20 protein-coding genes and 1 riboswitch are annotated in these 20,956 nt (G+C 72.8%); of the genes, 12 read left to right on the top strand and 8 right to left on the bottom strand.

Going from position 1 to position 20,956, the window contains the following annotated elements:
- Positions 1-7: 7 nt before the first annotated feature.
- Both Msi02_RS02135 and Msi02_RS02130 read right to left on the bottom strand, forming a co-directional pair.
- Entirely contained in the window at positions 8-1,735 is a 1,728-nt protein-coding gene (locus tag Msi02_RS02135; RefSeq protein WP_204046812.1) for a DEDD exonuclease domain-containing protein, read from the bottom strand.
- A gap of 72 nt (positions 1,736-1,807) precedes the next feature.
- Positions 1,808-2,377: a GNAT family N-acetyltransferase gene (locus Msi02_RS02130; protein WP_204046811.1), complete on the bottom strand. Its 570-nt coding sequence runs from the start codon at positions 2,375-2,377 to the stop codon at positions 1,808-1,810.
- 331 nt (positions 2,378-2,708) lie between these two features.
- Between Msi02_RS02130 and Msi02_RS02125 the strand changes: the two genes are divergently transcribed.
- Positions 2,709-4,025 (top strand): NYN domain-containing protein, encoded by a 1,317-nt coding sequence (locus tag Msi02_RS02125; protein WP_204046810.1) that lies wholly within the window; start codon positions 2,709-2,711, stop codon positions 4,023-4,025.
- Positions 4,026-4,174: 149 nt separating this feature from the next.
- On the top strand, positions 4,175-5,137 hold the full coding sequence (locus Msi02_RS02120; RefSeq protein WP_239108036.1) for a C40 family peptidase: 963 nt from the start codon (positions 4,175-4,177) through the stop codon (positions 5,135-5,137).
- Positions 5,138-5,228: 91 nt separating this feature from the next.
- Here the strand turns inward: Msi02_RS02120 and Msi02_RS02115 are convergent, their stop codons facing one another.
- A complete protein-coding gene (locus Msi02_RS02115; RefSeq protein WP_204046809.1) occupies positions 5,229-5,411 on the bottom strand; it encodes a hypothetical protein in 183 nt (60 codons plus the stop codon).
- Positions 5,412-5,451: 40 nt separating this feature from the next.
- Positions 5,452-5,606: riboswitch (cyclic di-AMP (ydaO/yuaA leader) on the top strand.
- A 74-nt stretch (positions 5,607-5,680) separates the two neighbouring features.
- Between Msi02_RS02115 and Msi02_RS02110 the strand changes: the two genes are divergently transcribed.
- From Msi02_RS02110 to Msi02_RS02100, 3 genes are all read left to right on the top strand, one after another.
- Positions 5,681-6,253: a C40 family peptidase gene (locus tag Msi02_RS02110; protein ID WP_239108035.1), complete on the top strand. Its 573-nt coding sequence runs from the start codon at positions 5,681-5,683 to the stop codon at positions 6,251-6,253.
- Positions 6,254-6,356: 103 nt separating this feature from the next.
- Positions 6,357-7,271: a gluzincin family metallopeptidase gene (locus Msi02_RS02105; RefSeq protein WP_204046808.1), complete on the top strand. Its 915-nt coding sequence runs from the start codon at positions 6,357-6,359 to the stop codon at positions 7,269-7,271.
- 132 nt (positions 7,272-7,403) lie between these two features.
- Positions 7,404-8,513 carry a glycosyltransferase family 4 protein gene (locus Msi02_RS02100; protein WP_204046807.1) on the top strand — a complete coding sequence of 370 codons (1,110 nt, stop codon included), beginning with the start codon at positions 7,404-7,406 and terminating at the stop codon, positions 8,511-8,513.
- Positions 8,514-8,525: 12 nt separating this feature from the next.
- Here the strand turns inward: Msi02_RS02100 and Msi02_RS02095 are convergent, their stop codons facing one another.
- From Msi02_RS02095 to Msi02_RS02080, 4 genes are all read right to left on the bottom strand, one after another.
- Positions 8,526-9,824, bottom strand: a complete 1,299-nt coding sequence (locus tag Msi02_RS02095; protein WP_239108034.1) for an Nramp family divalent metal transporter — start codon at positions 9,822-9,824, stop codon at positions 8,526-8,528.
- A 219-nt stretch (positions 9,825-10,043) separates the two neighbouring features.
- On the bottom strand, positions 10,044-10,943 hold the full coding sequence (locus Msi02_RS02090) for a manganese catalase (protein ID WP_204046806.1): 900 nt from the start codon (positions 10,941-10,943) through the stop codon (positions 10,044-10,046).
- 252 nt (positions 10,944-11,195) lie between these two features.
- Positions 11,196-12,029 carry an SAM-dependent methyltransferase gene (locus tag Msi02_RS02085; RefSeq protein ID WP_204046805.1) on the bottom strand — a complete coding sequence of 278 codons (834 nt, stop codon included), beginning with the start codon at positions 12,027-12,029 and terminating at the stop codon, positions 11,196-11,198.
- A gap of 303 nt (positions 12,030-12,332) precedes the next feature.
- Complete coding sequence (locus Msi02_RS02080; protein WP_204046804.1) at positions 12,333-14,132, bottom strand: AMP-dependent synthetase/ligase; 1,800 nt, start codon at positions 14,130-14,132, stop codon at positions 12,333-12,335.
- Between the two features lie 237 nt (positions 14,133-14,369).
- On the opposite strand from Msi02_RS02080, the gene Msi02_RS02075 reads away from it, so the two are divergent.
- The 7 genes from Msi02_RS02075 to Msi02_RS02045 all read left to right on the top strand — a co-directional run bounded on the left by Msi02_RS02075 (position 14,370) and on the right by Msi02_RS02045 (position 20,347).
- Entirely contained in the window at positions 14,370-15,137 is a 768-nt protein-coding gene (locus Msi02_RS02075; protein ID WP_204046803.1) for a metallophosphoesterase family protein, read from the top strand.
- Between the two features lie 14 nt (positions 15,138-15,151).
- Positions 15,152-15,589, top strand: coding sequence for an SRPBCC family protein (locus Msi02_RS02070; RefSeq protein ID WP_204046802.1), 438 nt, complete (start codon positions 15,152-15,154; stop codon positions 15,587-15,589).
- Positions 15,586-16,746: an ArsA family ATPase gene (locus Msi02_RS02065; RefSeq protein ID WP_204046801.1), complete on the top strand. Its 1,161-nt coding sequence runs from the start codon at positions 15,586-15,588 to the stop codon at positions 16,744-16,746. The genes Msi02_RS02070 and Msi02_RS02065 overlap by 4 nt, the downstream gene beginning before the upstream one ends.
- Positions 16,743-17,180 carry a DUF5304 family protein gene (locus Msi02_RS02060; protein WP_204046800.1) on the top strand — a complete coding sequence of 146 codons (438 nt, stop codon included), beginning with the start codon at positions 16,743-16,745 and terminating at the stop codon, positions 17,178-17,180. Before Msi02_RS02065 ends, Msi02_RS02060 begins: the two co-directional genes overlap by 4 nt.
- Before the next feature lie 126 nt (positions 17,181-17,306).
- Positions 17,307-18,248, top strand: a complete 942-nt coding sequence (locus Msi02_RS02055) for an ROK family glucokinase (protein WP_204046799.1) — start codon at positions 17,307-17,309, stop codon at positions 18,246-18,248.
- Entirely contained in the window at positions 18,226-19,005 is a 780-nt protein-coding gene (locus Msi02_RS02050; RefSeq protein ID WP_239108033.1) for an endonuclease/exonuclease/phosphatase family protein, read from the top strand. Before Msi02_RS02055 ends, Msi02_RS02050 begins: the two co-directional genes overlap by 23 nt.
- 142 nt (positions 19,006-19,147) lie before the next feature.
- Complete coding sequence (locus Msi02_RS02045) at positions 19,148-20,347, top strand: beta propeller repeat protein (RefSeq protein WP_204046798.1); 1,200 nt, start codon at positions 19,148-19,150, stop codon at positions 20,345-20,347.
- 93 nt (positions 20,348-20,440) lie between these two features.
- On the opposite strand, the gene Msi02_RS02040 is transcribed toward Msi02_RS02045, so the two are convergent.
- Complete coding sequence (locus tag Msi02_RS02040) at positions 20,441-20,950, bottom strand: hypothetical protein (RefSeq protein ID WP_204046797.1); 510 nt, start codon at positions 20,948-20,950, stop codon at positions 20,441-20,443.
- Positions 20,951-20,956 lie beyond the last annotated feature (6 nt).

The following is a 20,956-nucleotide window of genomic DNA, read 5'->3' as shown; positions in this document are numbered from 1 at the left end:
CGCCGCGTCACCGCAGGGGCCGTCCCTCACGGCGGTCGCCGCGCTGGTGCCGGTAGGCGCGCTCGATGCGCTCGACCAGCCGCCCCGCGCCGTACGCGGGAAGGCTCCAGGTGCCGTCGACCTGGACGAGGCGCACGCCGGGGGAGTCGAGCCAGCGCAGCACGCACTCGGTCTCCTCGGCGCTGGCGGCCGGGGTGGGGCCGGGACCGGGGATCACCGTCTCCGCCGTGGCGACCAGCGCGTCCACGTACGGCGTGGGGTGGGCGCCCCGGGGCATCACGCCGGCCGCGGCGAGCCTGCCGTACCGGATGACGTGGATGTCCCAGCCGCCGTCGAAGGCGGGACTGGCCGCGACCATCTGCGGGATGCCGGTCAGCGAGCGCAGGCGTTGCATGCGCGCGGCGGTCCTGACGTAGGCCGCGAGCCGGTCCCGGTCGACGGCCGCCTCCTCGTATCGCTGCTCGGCCGACAGGCGCCGCATGCGCGCCTCCATGGCCGAGAAGACCGCCTCCCCGTCGAGCTCCATCGCGTGCCGGGCGCGGCGGACGTGGCGGGCGTAGCCCTCCTGGCTCTCGCGGCCCTCGCAGGGCGCGCCGCAGCGGCCGATCTCGGCGAGCGCGCAGGCGGGGCGCCGCACGCGGGCCGACAGCCGTTCGGTGCACTGACGCAGCGGCAGCGCCTCGTGCATGGCGGTCCGCGCGTCGTCGGCGGTGCGGCTGCTGCCGAACGGGCCGAGGTAGGCCGCGCCGTCGTCCTTCACCTCGCGCACGACGCTGAGCCGGGGGAACGGCTCGTCGGTCAGCTTGAGCCAGACCGCCCGCTCGGGGAAGCGGGACCGTCTGTTGTAGCGCGGCTTGGTCGCCCCGATCATCCGCAGTTCGCGGATCTCCGCCTCCAGCGCGGTGGCGCAGACGATCGTCCTGACCCGCTCGGCGACGCCGACCATCTCGCGGATGCGCGGGCGGGTCTCGCTCGCGGTGAAGTAGCTGCGCACGCGGTTGCGCAGGTTGGAGCTCTTCCCGATGTAGAGCGCCTCGCCCTTGGCGTCCTCGAAGACGTAGACGCCCGGCGCGCCGGGCACGCCGTCGGCGAGGTGGCGTTTGCGCTGCTGCTCCGGGGTGGGGGCGCGCACGAAGCCGCGCAGGTCTTCCAGCGTGTGCACGCCGAGCGAACCGACCCGCGCGATGAGGCCGTGCAGGACGTCGACCGTGGCCTGCGCGTCGGCCAGCGCCCGGTGGCAGGGCTCGGTGGAACTGCGGAAGACCCGCGCGAGGGTGGCCAGCTTGCAGTTGGGGGTCTCGTCGCGGGTGAGCACGCGGCGCGCGAGGTCGGCCGTGTCCACCACCGGGTTGGCCGGCGGCGGGTAACCGTTGACCTGGCACGCCGCCTTCAGGAACGACATGTCGAACGGCGCGTTGTGCGCCACCAGCGCCGTCCCGGCGATGAACTCCAGGAAGCTCGGCAGCACCTCGGAGAACTTCGGCGCGGCCACGACCATCGCGTCGGTGATGCCGGTCAGCACGGAGATGAACGGCGGGATCGGGCCGCCGGGGTCGACCAGCGTGGCGAACTCGCCGATCACCTCGCCGCCGCGCACCTTCACGGCGCCGATCTCCGTGATGGCGTGCTCCGCGGGCGACCCGCCGGTGGTCTCCAGGTCGAAGACGACGAACGTCACCTCCCGCAGGGGAGTGCCGAGCTCGTCCAGCGTGCCCTGTACCGCATCCACGCCCATGACCATAGAAGTCCCGACCGACAATTGCCGCCCCCGCCCCACGGGCAGGCAAAGCAACGGTCGGGTGAGCGGCTACGCGGAGGCCGCTCCCGCGCGCCACTCGCGGGCCAGCATCGCGTAGATCAGTTCGTCGCTCCACGCGCCGGCGAAGAACTCGTTCTCCACCAGGCGGGCCTCCTGGCGCATGCCGAGCCGTTCCATGAGGCGGGCGGAGGGAGTGTTGCGCGCGTCGCAGTTGCCGTGGATCCGGTGCAGCCCGAGGCCCTCGAACCCGATCCGGAGGATCTCGCGGGCCGCCTCGGTGGCCAGGCCGCGGCCCTGGTACGCCGGGTTGAAGACGAACCCGATCTCGCCCTGGCGGTGCTCGCGGCTGCGCAGGAACAGCGTGAGGTCCCCGATCACGGGCCCGCCGCCGGCGAGCGCGGCGGCCACGCTGAGCACGTCGCCGTCCTCCCCGAGCGACGCGCAGGCGATCTTCCGGTCGAGCGCGGCCTTCGTCTCCTCCCGCGTGCGGGCGTCCCAGTAGAGGTATCGGGTCACCTCCGGCAGGGAGTGGAAGGCGTACAGGTCGTCGAGGTCGGCCTCGGTGAAGGGGCGCAGGACCAGCCGGGGGGTCGTGATCGGGTACGGAGGAGTGAACACGCCGCCAAGCGTAGGGACGGGGGGCGGGACGACCGCCAACCGGTTGTGCCCGGCCCGGCCCCGCCCCGCTGCCGCTGAGCACGGTCACAGATCATGAACGCGACATGGACACGGTGCGACGGCCGTACCCTTGAAGGAAGACAAGAACAAGGGAGTGTCTCGCAGATCTTGCCGTGTGAGGGCGATCCGGTGGGCGCGCCGCGAGGGTCACACCTCGCGGACGGCGGGCGTCGGGGACGTTCTCGCACTCGGGGGCGACAGCACCGCGAGGCGCCGCCGGGGCGACCGCAGTGAGCAGAAGATCTGTAGGACACGACCGAGGAGCGACGAGATGAGTTCAGCCGGAGAAGGCCTGTCTCGTCCGTTGCCCGAGCAGGTCCGTTTACACGTGGTGGAGGTCGCGGCGCAGGTGCTGGGCTCGATGCCCGCCGCGGCCGTGCCGCCGCCGCTGCGCAACATCGCCAAGTTCGACCCGCGCAAGCGCGCCCGCCTGGGCAGCGCGCCGATCGCGGCCCAGCTGGAGAACGACAAGGAGTTCCGCGAGCGGGTGGCCGAGACGGTGGAGGCCGCCTGGCCCGAGCTGGTGGCGAGCCTGGCCGAGGGCACGGTGCCCCCCGCGGCCGAGCCGGTGCTGGTCGCGGCGGCGGCCTACCTGACCCGCCCGCCCGGCTGGCCGGACCTGATCGAGCAGGCGCGGGCCGATCTGGAACACGCCGCCGCCGCGGGCACCCAGCGGGAGCAGGCGGAGACGCGGCTGCGCGAGCAGCTCGCGGCGCAGCGCGCCTCCGCCAAGGAGGAGATCGACCGGGTGCGCGAGCAGCTCAAGGCGGCCCGCGCGGAGAACTCCGACCTGCGGCGCAAGCTGCACGACGCCCGCGAGCGGGTCAGGGCCGCCGAGGCGCGGGCGGCCGAGCTGGAGGCGGAGACGGCCGAGGCGCGGTCCAAAGCCGCGAGCGCCAACGGCGCGGCCGAGAGCGAGCTGCGCCGGCTCAGGGAGCGTCTGGCGGACGCCGAGCGCCAGCTGGAGGCCAGCCGCAGGGCCGCCCGCGAGGGCCGCAGCATCGAGGACGCCCGGGTGCGGGTGCTGCTGGACGCGCTCCAGGACGCCGCCGCCGGGCTGCGCAAGGAGCTCGGCCTGCCCACGACGATCAGCAGGCCGGCCGACTACGTGAACGCGGTGCTGCCGGGCGAGCCGGGTGTGACGGCCGTGCCCGCGCGGGCGCTGGCCAACGACGACCCCCAGCTCCTCGACCAGCTCCTGGCCATCCCCCATCTGCATCTGATCGTCGACGGCTACAACGTGACCAAGACCGGGTACCCGTCGCTGACCCTCGCCGACCAGCGGGCCCGGCTGCTGACCGGGCTCGGCGGGCTCGCCGTGCAGACGCGGGCGGAGGTGACGTGCGTGTTCGACGGCGCCGAGCTGAACGGGCCCGTCCAGGTGTCCGCGCCGCGCGGGGTGCGGGTGATGTTCAGCGCGCCCGGGGAGATCGCCGACGACCTCATCCGCACGCTGGTGCGCGCGGAGCCGCAGGGGCGGGCCATCGCGGTGGTCTCCTCCGACCGGGAGGTGGCCGAGTCGGTGCGCCGCATGGGCGCCAGGCCGGTGCCCTCGCTCCTGCTGCTGCGCCGTCTCGGGCGCGGCTGAGGCGCCGTACGAGCGCTCCGGCCCGGCGTCGTCACCGTACGTGATGACTGCCGCGAATACCTGCGAATAGGTTGAAGCATCAAGATCGCCTAGATAGAGTCGCGCCGCAGGTTTCGTTGATCTAAGAGGTTGATCCTCAAGGGGGCTCAGTGCGAGGGCGTGTGCCGGTGGCCGCCGGTCTGGCCGCCGTGGTCCTGCTGACGCCGGTGGCGGGCGCGCAGGCGGATCCGAAGCCCACAGTCGCGCAGGCCAAGGCGAAGTTGAACAAGCTCAACGAGCAGGCCGACAAGCTCGTGGACCGCTACAACGCGGCCAACGAGAAGTGGAAGAAGGCGAGGCAGAAGTACCTCGCGATCAACGACGACTACAAGAAGCAGAACGTCCGGGTCGAGGCGCTCCGCTCCGGGCTGGTCTCGATGGCCGTCAGCAGCTACCAGGTCGGCGAGATGGGGTCGTGGGGCGGCGTCTTCTACAGCGCCGACCCCGATGCCATGCTCAGCGGCCTCGCCACGCTCAACCACATGTCGGCCGAGCGGGCTGGGCGGCTCAGGGAGTACGAGGGCGCGATCAAGGACCTCAAGGACCGCCGCGACCAGAGCAAGGTGGTGTACCAGGAGGCCGCCGACGTCAAGAGCGAGCTCGCCGACGAGAAGGAGAAGGTCGACAAGCTCGTCAGGGAGCAGATGAAGCTGCTGCGCTCGCTCGGGACGTACAACCCCGGCAACCCCAACAGCGCCGGCATCGTCTACACAGGACCGGCGTCCGGCAACGCGCTGGCGGCCCTCCAGTTCGCCTACAAGCAGGTCGGCAAGCCGTACCGCTACGGGGGCACGGGACCGGACTCCTGGGACTGTTCCGGGCTCGTGCAGGCCGCGTGGGCGGCTGCGGGCGTGACGCTGCCCCGGACCAGCTACGAGCAGTGGGCCTGGGGCGCGAGCCGCAGGGTCTCGCTGGACGAGCTCCAGCCGGGCGACCTGCTCTGGCACGCCGGGTACGGGCACGTCGGCATCTACGCCGGCGACGGCAAGGTCGTCCACGCGCCGCAGACCGGCGATGTTGTGAAGATTGTCACACTCGCCGAGTATCACGCCATCGGAGCTGTCCGCCCCTGAGGGCTCGGCCCTCTCTGTGATCTCCTGTGCCTTTTGTGACTCATGTGACTCGGTTTACCCGTTGATGCCGAGATTGTGAGCAGAGTCACACTTAGCCGTTCGCGATGCGGGTAAGCTGCGGTTTCTTCTTCGCCGCCTCCGTTATCCGATCTTTATCCGGCGGGAGGGCTTTGCCGAACGCGGCGAGTCCTCGGTAGCTTCTGGGCCGCGGCGAGCACGCCTCGCCGCGGCGCACCCGGTCCGGCCGGCCGGTCGCGCAGTCATCCACCGTCACCGGCGCTCTCCATCACCCTCCCCCTCGCGGGATCCCTCAGCGCCGGTGGCTGCCGAGTCCGTGCAGTCAGGAGGCACGGAGCCGGGGAACCATCGACCTTCACGCGAAGGTCCGGGGTGAATCGGCGCATCGCGCGCCGTAGGGCGACTTCCCCGCCCGAACCCGTCAGCTAACCCGGTAGGCGTGAGCGGAAGACCCGAGGAGAGATCCTGTCTACCACCCCCTCTAGCCTGTCCCGTCTTGCCCGAATTGCCCTTGGTGGTGCTGCTTTGACGGCATCCGTAGGGGTCGCCGGTGCGCATCCGGCGGCGGCGGACACGGTGACGGTCACGGTCGTCAAGACGGCCACAGCCACGAAGACGACCACGAAGACGGCCACGGCGAAGAGCGCGAACACCGCCGCCCGCAGGGCCGCCGCGAAGAAGCAGCAGACCAAGAAGCGCGCCGCCAAGCGGAAGGTCACCAGGGTCGCGCTCCAGCGGGCCAAGGCCCAGCGTGCGGTGAAGGTGGCCGAGAAGCAGATCGGCGACCCCTACCGCTACGGAGCCACGGGACCGGGCGCGTTCGACTGCTCGGGCCTGGTCCAGTACGCCTGGCGCAAGGCGGGCGTACGGCTGCCGCGCACGACGTGGTCCATCCGCAGCGCGGTCAGGAAGAAGGTGTCCTGGGGGAACTTCAAGCCCGGTGACCTGATCTTCACCAGCGGCGGCGGCCACGTCGGCATGTACGTCGGCCACGGCAAGATGATCCACGCTCCGCACAGCGGCACGCGGGTGCGGATCGACAAGCTGGACGCCTACCGGAGGAGCACCTTCGTGGGTGCCGTCCGCCCGGGCGTCTGACGGGCACCGGTCACCAGCCCCCTCGACCGGCGCCGTCCCTACGGCCCCGTCCACCTCGCCGAGGTGGACGGGGCCGTGGCGTGTGCTGGCTACCATGCACGGCGTGACTGCCACGAGCGGTGTGCCCGGAGGCGTGCCCGGCGTACGCCCCGAGGCCGGCCGGCGCCACCCGGAAGCTCCGCCTCATCGGGTCCGTCCCCGTGCGATCACGGCCGTGGCCGTCGCGCTGGCCGTGCTGCTCGCCGGGCCCGCCGCCGCGGCCCCGCCCGACCCGCTGCTCGCCCTGCGGCTGGATGCCCGGGCCGCCGTGCGGGAGCATCCGGGCATGTGGACCGGCGCCTCCGTCGCCCGCGGCGAGCGCGCCGTCGTCGTCGGGTCGCCCCGGCCGCTGGTCGCCGAGATCGCCGCGCTGTCCGATCGCGCGGGCCGCACGGTGAGGAGGATCTGGGGCGGGTACGGCGGCGCGGTGGTCCTCGTGCCGCGCACCGAGGAGCAGGCCACCGTGCTGGCCGCGCCGGCGAACGTGGACGGCCTTGCGGCCGTCGCCACCGGCGGCCGCGTGATCGTGCAGCCGGCCGCGTTCGCCCGCCTGTCCGCGACCGGCCGTCTGGTCGTGGTGACCCACGAGCTGACGCACGTCGCGACCGCCGGTCGCCGCGCGGTCCCGATGTGGCTCATGGAGGGCTTCGCCGACTACGTGGGCTACCTGGACAGCGGGCTGCCGGTCCGTGCGGTCGCCGCCGAGCTGGCCGCCGACGTGGCGGCAGGGAGGGCGGCGCTGAACGCCCTGCCGGGGCCCGCCGACTTCGCCGCCAGGCCCGCCCAGGCGTACGAGGAGGCGTGGCTCGCCTGCCGCTACATCGCCGCCAGGTTCGGCGAGCGGAGGCTGGTCGCCCTCTATCGAGCCGCGCTGCGCGAGGAGATCGGCGCCGCCCTGCGGGAGGTGCTCGGGCTGACCGCCGACGGCCTGACCCGTGAATGGCGGTCGTACGCGCGCGAGCGGCTCGCCCGATCCTGATCGCGACAGGGCGCCTGCTTTGCACAGGGCCTCTGCTTTGCACAGGGCGACGGTGGCGGCGGTGGCTGCGACAATGCGTTCCCGGGCGGCGCGCGGGCGGACCGCGCGACCACGCCGGCAGCGGGGGTGAGGATGACGAAGCGGACGCTGATCGTCACGAACGACTTTCCGCCCAGACCGGGCGGCATCCAGGCGTTCGTGCACGGCCTCGCCTCGCGTAGGCCCCCCGGCTCTGTGGTCGTGTACGCCCCGCGCTGGAAGGGATGCGAGGAGTTCGACGCCCGCCAGCCGTACGAGGTGGTCCGTCATCCCTCCTCGCTGATGCTGCCGACGCGCTCGGTGGCGAGAAGGGCGGCGGCGCTGGTCGAGGACGGCGCCACCGTCGTCTTCGGGGCCGCGGCGCCGCTGGGGCTGCTCGCCCCCGTCCTGCGCGCAGCGGGCGCGGCGAGGATCGTCATGCTCACCCACGGGCACGAGGCGTCGTGGGCCCGCCTGCCGGGCGCACGCGCCCTGCTGCGCCGTATCGGGGCGGGGGCCGACGTCGTGACCTACCTCGGCGACTACACCCGCCGCCGGATCGCCCGGGTTGTCCCCGCCTCCAGGCTCGTACGGCTCGCGCCCGGCGTGGACACCGCCGCCTTCCATCCGGGGGCGGGCGGCGACCGGGTGCGCGCGTCGCTCGGCCTGGGTGACCGGCCGGTGGTCGTGTGCGTCTCCCGGCTGGTGCCGCGCAAGGGCCAGGACGTGCTGCTGCGGGCCTGGCCGCTCGTCCTGCGGCGGGTTCCCGGCGCGGTCCTGCTCCTGGTCGGCGGCGGCCCCCTGCGGCGGTCGCTGGAGCGAACGGCCGCCCGGGCCGGCCTGACCGGTTCTGTGGTCGTCACCGGGTCCGTGCCCTGGGCGTCCCTCCCGGCCTACTACGACGCGGGCGACGTGTTCGCCATGCCGTGCCGCAGCAGGTTCGGAGGGCTGGACGTCGAGGGCCTCGGCATCGTCTACCTGGAGGCGTCGGCGACCGGGCTGCCGGTGGTCGCGGGCTCCTCCGGCGGCGCCCCCGACGCCGTACGGCACGGCGAGACGGGCCTGGTGGTCGACGGCACCTCGCACACGGCGGTGGCCCGCGCGCTGTGCGACCTGCTGGCCGACCCGGCCCGCGCCCGCGCGATGGGCGAGCGGGGCCGGGCCTGGATCGAGGAGGAGTGGCGCTGGGACCTCGTCGCGGCCCGGTTCGCCGCCCTGCTGTGACGCGACGCCGCCTCAGCCGGTGAACACCTCCACGAGCAGGAAGCCGTTCAGCGCGCTGATCACGGCGGCGACGGCGACGCCGGCGACGGTGGTGAGGCGGCGGTTGACGAGGTCGCCCATCAGCTTCCTGCTGCTGGTGAACGCCACGAGCGGGACCAGGGCGAACGGGATGCCGAAGGACAGCGCGACCTGGCTCAGCACGAGCGCCCGCGTGGGGTCCACCCCGGCGGCCAGGACCGCCATGGCCGGGAGCATCGTGACCAGCCGCCGCGCCACGAGCGGCACGCGGCGGCGCAGGAACCCCGCCATGATCACCTGACCTGCGTAGGTCCCCACGCTGGAGGAGGCCAGGCCGGAGGCGAGCAGGGCGAGCGCGAACGCGACGGCCGCCCCGGGGCCGAGGACCTGCCCGAGACCGGCGTGGATGGCCTGCAGGCTGCCGGGATCGCCGCCGCCGAACGTGGCGGCGGCCACGGTCAGCATCGCCATGTTCACCAGTCCGGCGGTGCCGAGGGCGACGGCGATGTCCATCCGGCTGGCGCGCACGGCCTCCCTGCGCACATCCCCGCGCACGTCCTCCCCGTGCACGTCCTCCCAGGGCCCGCCGTGCGCGCCCTGGTGCTGGGTGAGGGCCGAGTGCAGGTAGACGACGTGGGGCATGACGGTCGCCCCGATGATCCCGGTGGCCAGCAGCAGGCTGTCGGTCCCGGCCAGGCGGGGCACGAAGCCGCCCGCCACACCCGCGAGGGACCCCGACAGCAGCACCTGGTAGGCGAAGCCGGCCAAGACCACCGCGAGCATCGCCGCGACGGTCGCCTCGAACCGGCGGCGTCCGCGCGGCGCGAGCATGAGCAGCAGCGAGGAGACGACGGCGGTGATGGCGGCGGCCGGCAGCAGGGGCACGCCGAACAGCAGGTTCAGGGCGATCGCCCCGCCGATGAACTCGGCCAGGTCGGTGGCGGCGGCGACCAGCTCGGCCTGCACCCACAGCGGCAGGCTCACCCGGCGCGGCAGCTGGTCTCGGCACAGTTCCGGAAGGTTGCGGCCGGTGGCGATGCCGAGCTTGGCCGAAAGCGCCTGCACGAACATGGCCAGCACGTTCGCGAGGGCGATCACCCACAGCAGCATCGTCCCGTACTGGGCGCCGCCCGCCATGTTGGTCGCGAAGTTGCCCGGGTCGATGTACGCCACGGAGACGACGAAGGCGGGACCGCACAGGCCGGCCAGCCGCGCCAGGCGGCCCGGCGCCGCCCGCCCCGCGGTGTGAACGGCGGGCGCGGGCCCGTTCAGAGGACGGCGGGAGTCGAGCACGAAAGCCTCACAGGAAACACGAAAGCCTGACAGGAAAGAGGTCTCACGCCGGCCCGGGCGCGTTCTCCGGCCGGCGGCGGCAGCCCCGCGATGCGGGTACGGCGCATGCGGAACGCGCAGGTGCCGTGAGGTGAGCGTGGCGCGGTGGAATGAGTGGAAAGAGCGGAGGCCGGTGTCCGACCGGCCTCCGCGTGCGGCTCACCACCTCGAGGGGCTCGGTCAGGTGAGCTTGTCCTTGAGCTTGCCGAAGGGGCCCACCTCGGTGCCGAGGGCGGGGCCCTTGGGCTCGCCCATGCTGCCGTCGTAGGTGTCGTACAGCTTCGGGTCGGGCGGCGGCGCCATGGCGAGATCCCCGAGCGGCTCCGGGTTGAGGAGATAGGCGAACTGGTGGCGGCCGTCGGGCTGCGGCCCGCTCGCCCAGCCGCCCGCCTGGGCCTCGGCGCCGTCGGACAGGTCCCAGATCGTCTCCGCGTGCTCGGCGTGCTCCTCGTCGAACAGCGCGTCGGGCACGACGACGTCCTCCAGGCCGTCCGCCTGCAGTTCCTCGATCGCCTTCAGCCACAGGTTCTGGTGCAGGGTGTCGCGGGCCAGGTTGAACTTCAGCATGTCCTTGACGCCCGGGTCGTCCGTCATGTGGTAGAGCCGGGCGGTCTGCAGCCTGCCGTGCGCCTCGGCCGCGACGTTGGCCCGGAAGTCCGCCAGCAGGTTGCCGCTCGCGACGATGTAGCGGCCGTTCCAGGGATAGCCGTTGCTGTCGGCGGGCAGGGGGCCGCCGCCGGCCACGATGGCCTGCTGCGGGTCCATCCCGCCCAGGACCGCGCCGAGCACGGGGTCGGCGGTGGCCATCTTCGTGACCGCGGTGGAGGGCGCGCCTTCGAGGAGGCGGGCGACCATCGTGGCGAGCATCTCGACGTGCCCGATCTCCTCGGTCGCGATGTCCATGATCAGGTCTTTGTACTTGCCGGGCATGCGGCAGTTCCAGCCCTGGAACAGGTACTGCATCGTGACCGTCATCTCGCCGAAGGCGCCGCCGATGAGCTCCTGGAGTTTCCGCGCGTAGACCGGGTCGGGCTTTTCTGGCTTGGCCTCGAACTGCAGGCGGCGGGTGTGCCGGAACATATGACTCCTTGCGTAGGAAAACCACAGGGAGCCGCAGGCCTTACGCGGGCCAAGGGCGCGACCCCGCTGGTACGTGTGGTGGGGGGTCACGCATAAATCCCAACACGTGGCGCAACGGGACCACAGGAGCGACACCTAACGAAGGGTCCAATGGATGGACAGGTGCCGCCCCACACCGCGATTGGGCCTGAAGAACCCGCTGTCCGCGCATATACGACACATCGGTGTGCGCGAGCGGGCCGGAAGAGCCGGTCAGGGTTTGCGGCCGATGCCGCCGGCGACGCAGACGCCGCCGAGGTCGAGGGGGTACCGTACGGGTTCCTCGGGACGCCACTCGGGCACGTGCACCACGCCGGGCTCGACCAGGTCGAGGCCGTCGAAGAACCGCACGATCTCGGGCATGTCCCGGGCGCGGCCGGTGCCGAGCATCTGCAGCAGCACCGCCTCCAGTTCGCGCATCTCCGGCGCGCAGGAGCAGAAGTGGGTGAGCTGCATGTAGCTGCCCGGGGCCAGGCGCGTCTTGTAGGTGTCCACGAGGCCGTTCGGGTCCTCCGCGTCGGCGAGATGGTGGACCACGGCCACCAGCAGCAGGCCGACGGGACGGGAGAAGTCGAGGAAGCCCTCGACCTCGGGGTGGTTGAGGATCACCCCGGGCTCGCGCATGTCCGCCGTGATCACGCGGGTGCGCTCGTCGGTCTGCAGGATCGCCCGCGCGTGGGCCAGCACGATGGGGTCGTTGTCCACGTAGACGACCTTCGCGGCGGGGTTGATCCGCTGCGCGACCGAATGGGTGTTGTCCATCGTGGGCAGGCCCGAGCCGATGTCGAGGAACTGGTCGATGCCCTGCTCGGCCATGTACTTCACGCCCCGGAACAGCATGGCCCGGTTGTTGCGGGCGCCCTCGCCGCGGTCGGGGAAGTGCCGCATCCCCTCCATGGCGACCGCGCGGTCCACCGCGAAGTTGTCCTTGCCGCCCAGGAACGCGTCGTACACCCGGGCGATGCTGGGCTTGGTCGTGTCGATCTCCGGGGGAAGGTAGTCGGGATCGCGGTGCGTCCAGTTCCAGCTGCCGACCCTGTCGCCCATCGCCCGCCCTTCTCCAGTCATCGATCATGGATGCGTCTGGAGCATAACCAAGCGAAGCGCAATATTGCGGACCGATCGCGATATTTTCGGCGGTCCATGAGGTCGATCAGGCATCGGCGCAGGTCGTCTCCGGCCGACGGCGCGGAAGATCCGCACCAATCACTGCGATCCGGTCGCCCTAATCACCCAAGTCACGGGCTGTCCGGCCGGGATCCTCACCCGCGCCCGGCCGCGCTGGAGCGGCGCGCCGAGACGACCGAAAGTTTTAATAGACTTCCGACAGTTTCGGCGCGCCCGGCTCGCTCAGCCGCCGTACAGCTCGTCGATCTGCTTGGCGAAGTCGCGGGCCACGACGTGCCGCTTGATCGACTGCTTCGGCGTGACGTGGCCGGTCTCCTCGCTCAGCTCGATGTCGAGGATGCTGAACTTCTTGATCTGCTCGGCCTTGGAGACCATCCGGTTGGCGTCGTCCACGGCCCGCTGCACCTCGGCGACGACCTCCGGGTCGGAGCAGAGCTCGGCCATGGAGGCGCCCGAGCGGCCGTTGGCCTCCTTCCACTGCTCCATCGCCTCGTGGTCGAGGGTGACGATCGCCCCGATGAACGGCTTGCCGTCGCCGACGACCATGACCTGACTGATCAGGCGGTGCGCCCGGATGGCGTCCTCGAGCGGCGCGGGCGCGACGTTCTTGCCGCCGGCGGTGACGAGGATCTCCTTCTTTCGGCCGGTGATGCTCAGGTAGCCGTGCTCGTCCAGCTGGCCGACGTCCCCGGTGTGGAACCAGCCCTCCGGGTCGATCGCCTCCTTGGTGGCGCGCTCGTTGTTCCAGTAGCCGTCGAAGACGTGGCGGCCCTTCACGAGGATCTCGCCGTCGTCGGCGATGCGGATGCTCACGCCGGGGAACGGCTTGCCGACCGTGCCGATCTTGTTGGCGCCGGGGATGTTGACCGTCGAGGGCGCGCTGGTCTCGGTCAGCCCCCAGCCCTCGAAGACCTCGATGCCGACACCGCGGAAGAAGTGGCCGAGCCGCTCGCCGAGGGCCGAGCCGCCGGAGACCGCCGCCGTCAGCGCGCCGCCCGTGGCCGCCCGCAGCTTGCCGTACACGAGCTTGTCGAAGGCCGCGTGCTTGAGCCGGGCGCCGAGGCCGGCCCCGCCGGAGCTCTCGGCCTTGCTCCACTCGATCGCGGCCCGTACGGCGGCGTGGAAGATCTTGCCCTTGCCCTCCGCGTTGGCCTTCTGCTCGGCGGCGTTGTAGACCTTCTCGAACACGCGCGGCACGCCCAGCAGGAACGTGGGCTTGAACTCCCGCAGGTCGGGGGCCACGTTCTTCATGTTCGGGCTGTGCGCGAGCACCGTGCCGGTCTCGATCAGGACGATCTGGATGAGCCGGGCGAAGCTGTGCGCCAGGGGGAGGAAGAGCAGCGCGGCCCGGCCCTCCACGTCGAACAGCGTCTCCAGCGGCCCGTGCGAGACGTTGCGCGCGGTGAACAGCAGGTTGTCGTGGGTCAGGCGGCAGCCCTTCGGCATGCCGGTGGTGCCGGACGTGTAGATGATCGTGGCGAGGTCGCGCCCGCCGCGGCTCGCCCTGCGCTCGGCGAGCGTGTCGTTGGTCACGTCCGCGCCGAGGCGCTCCAGCTCGGCGAACCCGCCGTCGCCGACGCGCCACAGCAGCGGCAGGTCGGGTACGGCCTCGCGGACGGTCTCCTCGTGCGCGGCCGTCTCCACGAACGCGGCCTTGGCGCCGCTGTCGGTCAGGATCCACTTCACCTGGTCGGCGGAGGAGGTCTCGTAGATCGGCACTCCGACCGCGCCCGCCGCCCAGATGGCGTAGTCGGCGACCGTCCACTCGTACCGGGTGCGCGACATCAGCCCGACCCGGTCGCCGGGCTCGATCCCGGCGGCGATCAGTCCCTTGGCGACGGCCGCCACCCGGTCCCTGAACTGCGCGGCGGTGACCGGCGTCCACGGCGCGGCCGGGTCCTCGCCCTCCTTGCGGCGGATGACGACGGCGTCCGGCTCGTCCACGCCGCGCTGGAACACCACGTCGGTGCAGTTCGCGGACGGAGGCACGTCCACCAGCACGGGAACGCTGAACTCGCGCACGGGTCACTCCTTCGCGCACGGCCGCGCGATCCCCGGAGCGCAGGGCGGGGACCGCGTTGCGGGCATAACTCTTCGTGTCTCACCGGACGCTACCGCGCGAAGTTACGCATGGGTAGGTCCGTCACCCAGGCGTTATCCAGGGACAAATCGACGCTATCAGTGTCCCCCGCGCGGCGGGCCCGACACCTTTCCGTTACCCAAGCGGATGCTAGGTAAAGCGGCCGTTACCATGTCCGCATGCGCATCCACGTCGTCAGCGACGTCCACGGCCGGGCCGACGCGCTCGCCCGTGCGGGCGACGGGGCCGACGCCCTGATCTGCCTCGGCGATCTGCTCCTGTTCATCGACTACGCCGACCACTCGCAGGGAATCTTCCCTGAGCTGTTCGGCGCGGAGAAGGCGAGCGAGTACGTGGGACTGCGCACGGCGGGCCGCTTCGACGAGGCGCGGCGACTGTCCGCCGGCCTGTGGGCCTCGCTCGACGGCGACCCCCGCGACCTCATGGAGGCGGCGGTCCGCCGCCAGTACGAGCGGATCTTCACCGCCATGCCGACGCCGGCCTACCTCACGTACGGCAACGTGGACCTGCCGCGCCTGTGGCCGGACCACCTGCGGCCCGGGCAGCGGGTCCTGGACGGCGAGGTGGTCGAGATCGGCGGGCTGACCTTCGGGTTCGTCGGCGGCGGCCTGCGCACGAAGTACCGCACGCCGTACGAGATCGACGACGAGGAGTACGCGCGCAAGGTCGAGGCGGTGGGCGAGGTGGACGTGTTGTGCTGCCACATCCCGCCCGCCATCCCCGACCTGCTGTACGACGTGGTGGCCCGGCGGTTCGAACGGGGGAGCGAGGCCACGCTGGAGGCGATCAGGAGGACGCAGCCGCGCTTCGCGTTGTTCGGCCACGTCCACCAGCCCCTGGTCGGCCGCACCCGCGTAGGGCGCACGGAGTGCGTCAACGTCGGCCATTTCCGCGGCCGCGGCACGCCGTTCGCCCTGGAATGGTGAAGTACGGTTGGCGCATGGCTGATCGCACTTCGTCGAGCATCACGATCGGCGCCGGCCGGTCGACAATCATGGCCGTCATCGCCGACTTCCCGGCCTATCCGGAGTGGGCCGGCCAGGTGAAGAAGGCCGAGGTCCTGGAGACGGGCGCCGACGGCCGCGCCTCCCGGGTCCGCTTCGTCCTCGACGCGGGCGTGATCAGCGACGAGTACGTCCTCGGCTACGACTGGGACGACGACGCGGGCGTGAGCTGGCGGATGGTCGAGGCAGGGAAGATGCTGTCGGGCCTGACCGGCAGCTACCGCCTGGCCGAGAACGGCGGCGGCACCGAGGTCACCTACGACCTCGCCGTGGACCTGAAGGTCCCGATGATCGGCATGATCAAGCGCAAGGCCGAGAAGGTCATCGTCGACACCGCGCTGAAGGGGCTCAAGCGGCGCGTCGAGAGCCGATGAGGATCCTCCTCTTCACGGGGAAGGGCGGGGTCGGCAAGACCACGGCGGCCGCCGCGACCGCCACGCTCGCCGCCGAGCGGGGCAACAAGACGCTGGTCGTCTCCACCGACACCGCGCACTCGCTCGCCGACGCGCTCGGCGTGCCGCCCTCGGCCGAGCCGGTCGAGGCCGCGCCCGGCCTGCACCTGCAGCAGGTGGACACCCAGAAGTCCCTGGAGCGGCACTGGGGCGAGTTACGCGACTACGCCGGCAACGTGCTGGCGGAGCTCGGCCTCGACGAGGTCACCGCCGAGGAGATCACCGTACTGCCGGGCGCCGAGGAGATCCTCGCGCTGCTCGAACTGCGCGAGCAGGCCCGCACCGGCCGCTGGGACGTGATCGTCGTCGACTGCGCGCCGACGGCGGAGACGCTGCGCCTGCTCGCCCTGCCGGAGGCGCTCGACTGGCACGTCAACCGTCTGCTTCCCACGGGCAGGCGGATGCTCAGGGCGCTGTCGCCGGTCATCCGGCACGTCGCCAAGGTGAGCGTGCCCGAGGGTGAGGTCGTCTCGGCGGGGGAGCGGCTGCACCGCGGCCTGCTGGAGGTGCGCGCGCTGCTCACCGGCGACGACGCGTCCGTGCGGCTCGTGCTGACCCCCGAGGCCGTGGTGGTCGCCGAGGCCCGGCGCACCCTCACCTCGCTCAGCCTGTACGGCTACCGCGTCGACGCGGTGATCGCCAACCGGGTCTTCCCCGCCGAGGGCGCCGACGAGTGGCGGCTCGGCTGGGTGGAGGCCCAGGCCAGGCAGCTCGCCACGGTGCACGAGTCGTTCGCGCCGCTGCCCGTTCTCACCGTCCCCTACCTTCCGGCGGAGCCGGTCGGCACCGTCGCGCTCTCGGGCCTCGCCGCGCGGATGTACGGAGACCGGGATCCCTTCGCGCGTCCCGGCGTCGAGCCGCCGCTGCGGTTCACCACCGACGAGCTCGCGCTGTCCCTGCCGCTCGCCGACCGCGACGACCTCGATCTGGCCCGCAAGGGGGACGACATCATCGTCACCGCCGGGTCCTACCGGCGCGTCATCGCCCTGCCCGCCGCCCTCGCCCGGCGTGAGATCTCCTCGGCCGCGCTCCGGGACGGCCGGCTGCGGGTACGGTTCGAGGCAGGAGGGGCGAAATGACGGATTCCAACGACACCACCACTCCGCGCAGCCAGGACCCGCTCGGGTCGGCGGCGGAGGAGGCGATGAAGCTGCTGGACGCCGTACAGCGGCGGATGGGCCGGGAGTTCGGCAAGGGACTGGTGAAGGGCGGCGTGAGCGGCTTCGGATCCGCCTTCGGCGGCTCCGGCGCGAGCGGCCGGGGCGGCGATGTGTGGAGCGAGGCCGTCTCCGAGGACCACGACGAGTACGTCTGCCGGGCCTGCCCGGTGTGCCGGGTCATCGCGGCACGGCGCGAGGCCGGCGGCGACGTCACCGGCCACCTGATCGCGGCGGGCGGAGAGCTGTTCGCGGCGTTCCGCGAGGCGGTCGACGCCCTGCAGCGCCCCTCGTCGCGCCCGGGCGGAGAGCGGCGATCCGGCGAGCCGAAGGTCGAGCACATCGACCTGGGTTGACGGGCCGGTTAAGCGCGGGAGACGGCGGGATTGCCACAACCCGGCTCGATCGGCTTCAATCGGCGCGGCGTGTGGCTCGGGCGGTGACGACCCGGGCGGAAGCGGATCGGGCGGAAGGAAGACGGCATGGCGCTGACCATCGGCGTGGACGTGGGCGGTACCAAGATCGCATATGGTGTCGTCGACGAACACGGCGCCATCCTCGAGCGCGGCCTGCGGCACAGTCCCGCGGGCAGCCCCGAGAAGATGGCGCTCACGATCGCCGATGCGGTGACCGAGCTCGCGGCCCGGCACTCGGTCGAGGCCGTCGGCATCGGCGCGGCGGGCTTCGTCGACGAGACCCGGTCGATCATCCGCTTCGCCCCCAACCTGGCCTGGCGCGAGGAGCCGCTGCGCGAGAAGGTGGGCGAGCTGGTCGGCCTGCCGGTCGTCGTCGAGAACGACGCCAACGCCATGGCCTGGGGCGAGTACCGCTTCGGCGCGGGCCGGGGCGAGAGCCACGTCGTGTGCGTGACCGTGGGCACGGGCATCGGCGGCGGCATCGTGCTCGGCGGTGAGCTCTACCGCGGACGATGGGGGATGGGCGCCGAGCTCGGCCACATGCAGGCGGTGCCGGGCGGCCGTGCCTGCGGCTGCGGCAACAGCGGCTGCTGGGAGCGGTACGCCAGCGGCAGCGCGCTGCTGATGGAGGCCAGGAACAACGCGCAGGCCGACCCGGCGGGCGCCGCGCACCTGCTGCGGCTCGGCGGCTCGGTCGAGGGCATCCAGGGCGAGCACGTGACCGAGGCGGCGCGCCAGGGCGACCGGGCGGCGCTGGCCGCCTTCGAGTCGCTCGCCGGATGGCTCGCCCAGGGCCTGGCCGACATGGCGGCGGTCCTCGACCCCGGGTGCTTCATCATCGGCGGCGGCGTCTCCGGCGCGGCGGACCTGTTCGTCGACCGGGTGCGCGAGGAGTTCGCCGCGCGGCTGACCGGCCGGGGACACCGCCCGCTCGCCGAGATCAGGGTGGCCGAGATGGGCCCGGCGGCCGGGCTGGTGGGAGCCGGTGACCTCGCCAGGCTCCGCTGACGGCGTGCTGCGGGTCGCGACCTACAACGTCCGGGGGCTGAAGGACGACCGGCGGGCGCTGGTCCGGGTGATCCGCGCCCTGCGGCCCGACGTGCTGTGCCTCCAGGAGGCGCCCCGCCTGCCGGGCTGGCAGCGGGAGCGGCGGGCGCTGGCCCGCGCGGCCGGCCTGTCCGTGGCGGCCGGAGGCCGGGTGGGCGGCACCGCTGTGCTCACCGCCCCGGCCGTACGGCTCCTGGGTGGCCGCGGGCACCGGCTGCGGTGGTTCGCCGGGCTCGAATGGCGCTCCATCGCGCTCGCCGTCGTGGAGAAGACGGTGGACAAGGACCGCGAGAGGTACGCCGTGTGCTCGGCCCACCTCGACCTCCAAGCGGGGGCGCGCCTGAGCCACGCCGCCCAGATCGTGCCGCTTCTCGAGCTCGCGGCCCGGGAGTTCGGGGCCGCGCCGGTGCTCGCCGGTGATCTCAACGAGACCCCCGGCGGCCCGGTCTGGCGTCTTCTCGGGGGCCGTTACACGGACGGTTTCTCCGCCGTGCGGGGCGCCGCGCCGCGGATCGGGGCCGGCGGAGACGACGGCCGGGCCGGCGCGACGTACCCGGCCCGCGTCCCCCGCGTGCGGATCGACGCGATCTTCACGGGCCCGGGCCTGACCGTCGCGTCGTACGGCGGCGCGGACGTCCCGGCCGAGGACCTGGCCGCCGCGAGCGACCACCGGCCGGTCGTCGCCGAGATCGCCTTCACGCCGTCCGTTCGGGCCTGACGCCGCCGCCGGCGGGCCGGGCGGAGGGCTCCGGTTTCCGGCCGGCCGGAGACGGCCCATACGGTCGCGTCCCCGCGTCTCTAGGTAATCGGATTCGCGGCCTGTGTGACGGGGAGTGCCCGATCCCCCGTACGATCGTTTCATGACCCGCCGCCTCATACGGCGTGCGGTGCCGTTGTGTGTGCTGTCCGCCGGCCTGCTGGCCGGACTCCTCCCGCGCGCCACATCGGTCGCGCACGCGCACGCAGGGACCGTCCGCGCCCAGGCGGAGCGCAGCCCGTCGGGGGACGAGGTCGCCCAGGACGCGGGCTCCTCCACCGGACGGCTCCAGCCCGACGGCTCGCTGTCCGACGTGGCCGGCCTGTCGGCCAAGGACGTCTGGGCCGTGGGCCAGCAGAACGCCTGGGACTTCTGGCGCAACCAGGGGATCATCACCCACTGGGACGGCTCCTCCTGGAGCGAGGTGCCGATCCGGGGCGACGCCACCGGCGCCGGCCACCTGCGGTCGGTCGCCGCCGCCTCCGCCGGCGAGATCTGGGCCGTCGGCGACGGCCACGACGGCCTGCCGTACGTCGCCAAGGGCTCGCGCGACGGGTTCGACCGCGTCGGCGTGCCGCAACTGCGCGTGGGGGACTGGCTCGGCGGGGTCGCCGCCTCGTCCGGACGGGTGGTCGCGGTCGGCAGCCGGGACGGCAAGGCGTTCCTGATGAGCAGCAGTGGCGCCGCCAAGGGCACGACCTGGAAGACCGGCCAGGGCCCCGAGGGCGCGATGTACGGCGTGGCGCTCGCGGGCCGGTCGGACGGCTGGGCGGTGGGCGACACCGGCTCCGGGCCCCTGGCCATGCGCCTGACCGGCAGCGGGTGGAAACAGGCCGACCTGCCGGAGATCAAGGGCGGCTTCCTGCGGGACGTGTACGCGGACGGCCGCAAAAGCGCGGTCGCGGTCGGCGGCGTCTACCGGAGCGACGGCGGCATCGCCCCGCTGGTCCTCTCCTGGGACGGCAGGCACTGGAAGCGGATGACGCCGCCGGGGCGGCGCGCCGAACTGTACGGCGTCACCGGGGACGGCGACGGCGTGTTCTGGATCTCCGGGTACGACCCGAGGCACGAGGCGGAGGGCTTCCTGCTCCGGTACGACGGATCGCGCTGGACCACGCTGCGGGGCCCGGCGCCGGCCGAGGACCGCACGGTGCGGCTCCAGGCGGTCGCGCACGTCGGCGACCTCACCTTGGCCGTCGGCCACACGCTGGACGACAAGGGCCGCTACACCGACCTCGTGGAGCGCTTCGGCCCGCCTCCCGCCGACGGCGGCACGGTGAAGGCGGCCTCGGAAGCCGAGTGACAGCAGCGGGGGCGTCCAGCATGGCGGGCTCAGGCGAGCCCCGGGCGTGGATGCGCCCCGGCCGGGTGCGGCGCCGGGGGCGTGCGGCGGGAGTCAGACGACCGCGCCGTCGTCCCAGCCGGAGTCGGCGGGCGGGCCGTCGCCCATGCGGACGACGAGGATGACGAACCCCGCGATGAACGCCGACACCGCGGCGAACACGATCCAGCCGTCCATGGGCCACTCCAGCAGAGCGGCCAGGAGCAGGTAGGCGGGGCCGCCGAACAGCGCCAGCCAGGAGGCCCGGCTGAGGGCGTCGCCGTGCGGAAGCGGCGGAGGGGGCGGCGGAATGTAGTGGTCGTCGTCTTCGCCGACCGCGGCGGGAGCCTGCTCCTCGCCGGTGCGGTCGTCGTCCCGGACCCCGTCCGCGGGAGCCCTGTCTCCGGGAGCCGTGTCGCCGGGAGCCCTGCCGCCGGGGGTGGCGTCGCCGTCGCCCGCGTCGGCCTCCTCGGTGACGTTCTCCCGGTCAGGCCATGGTTGTTCGGCCGAGGCGTCCTCGGCTGTCTCGTTGAACGAGGCGACGATCTGGCGCCAGACCTCGTCCTCGTCACTTTGCGGCGTCACGTCGAT

The organism is Microbispora siamensis, from assembly GCF_016863095.1.
GTDB lineage: Bacteria > Actinomycetota > Actinomycetes > Streptosporangiales > Streptosporangiaceae > Microbispora > Microbispora siamensis.
Note: the sequence above shows the minus strand (reverse complement) of the source record. Positions and strands in the feature narration are given on the sequence as shown.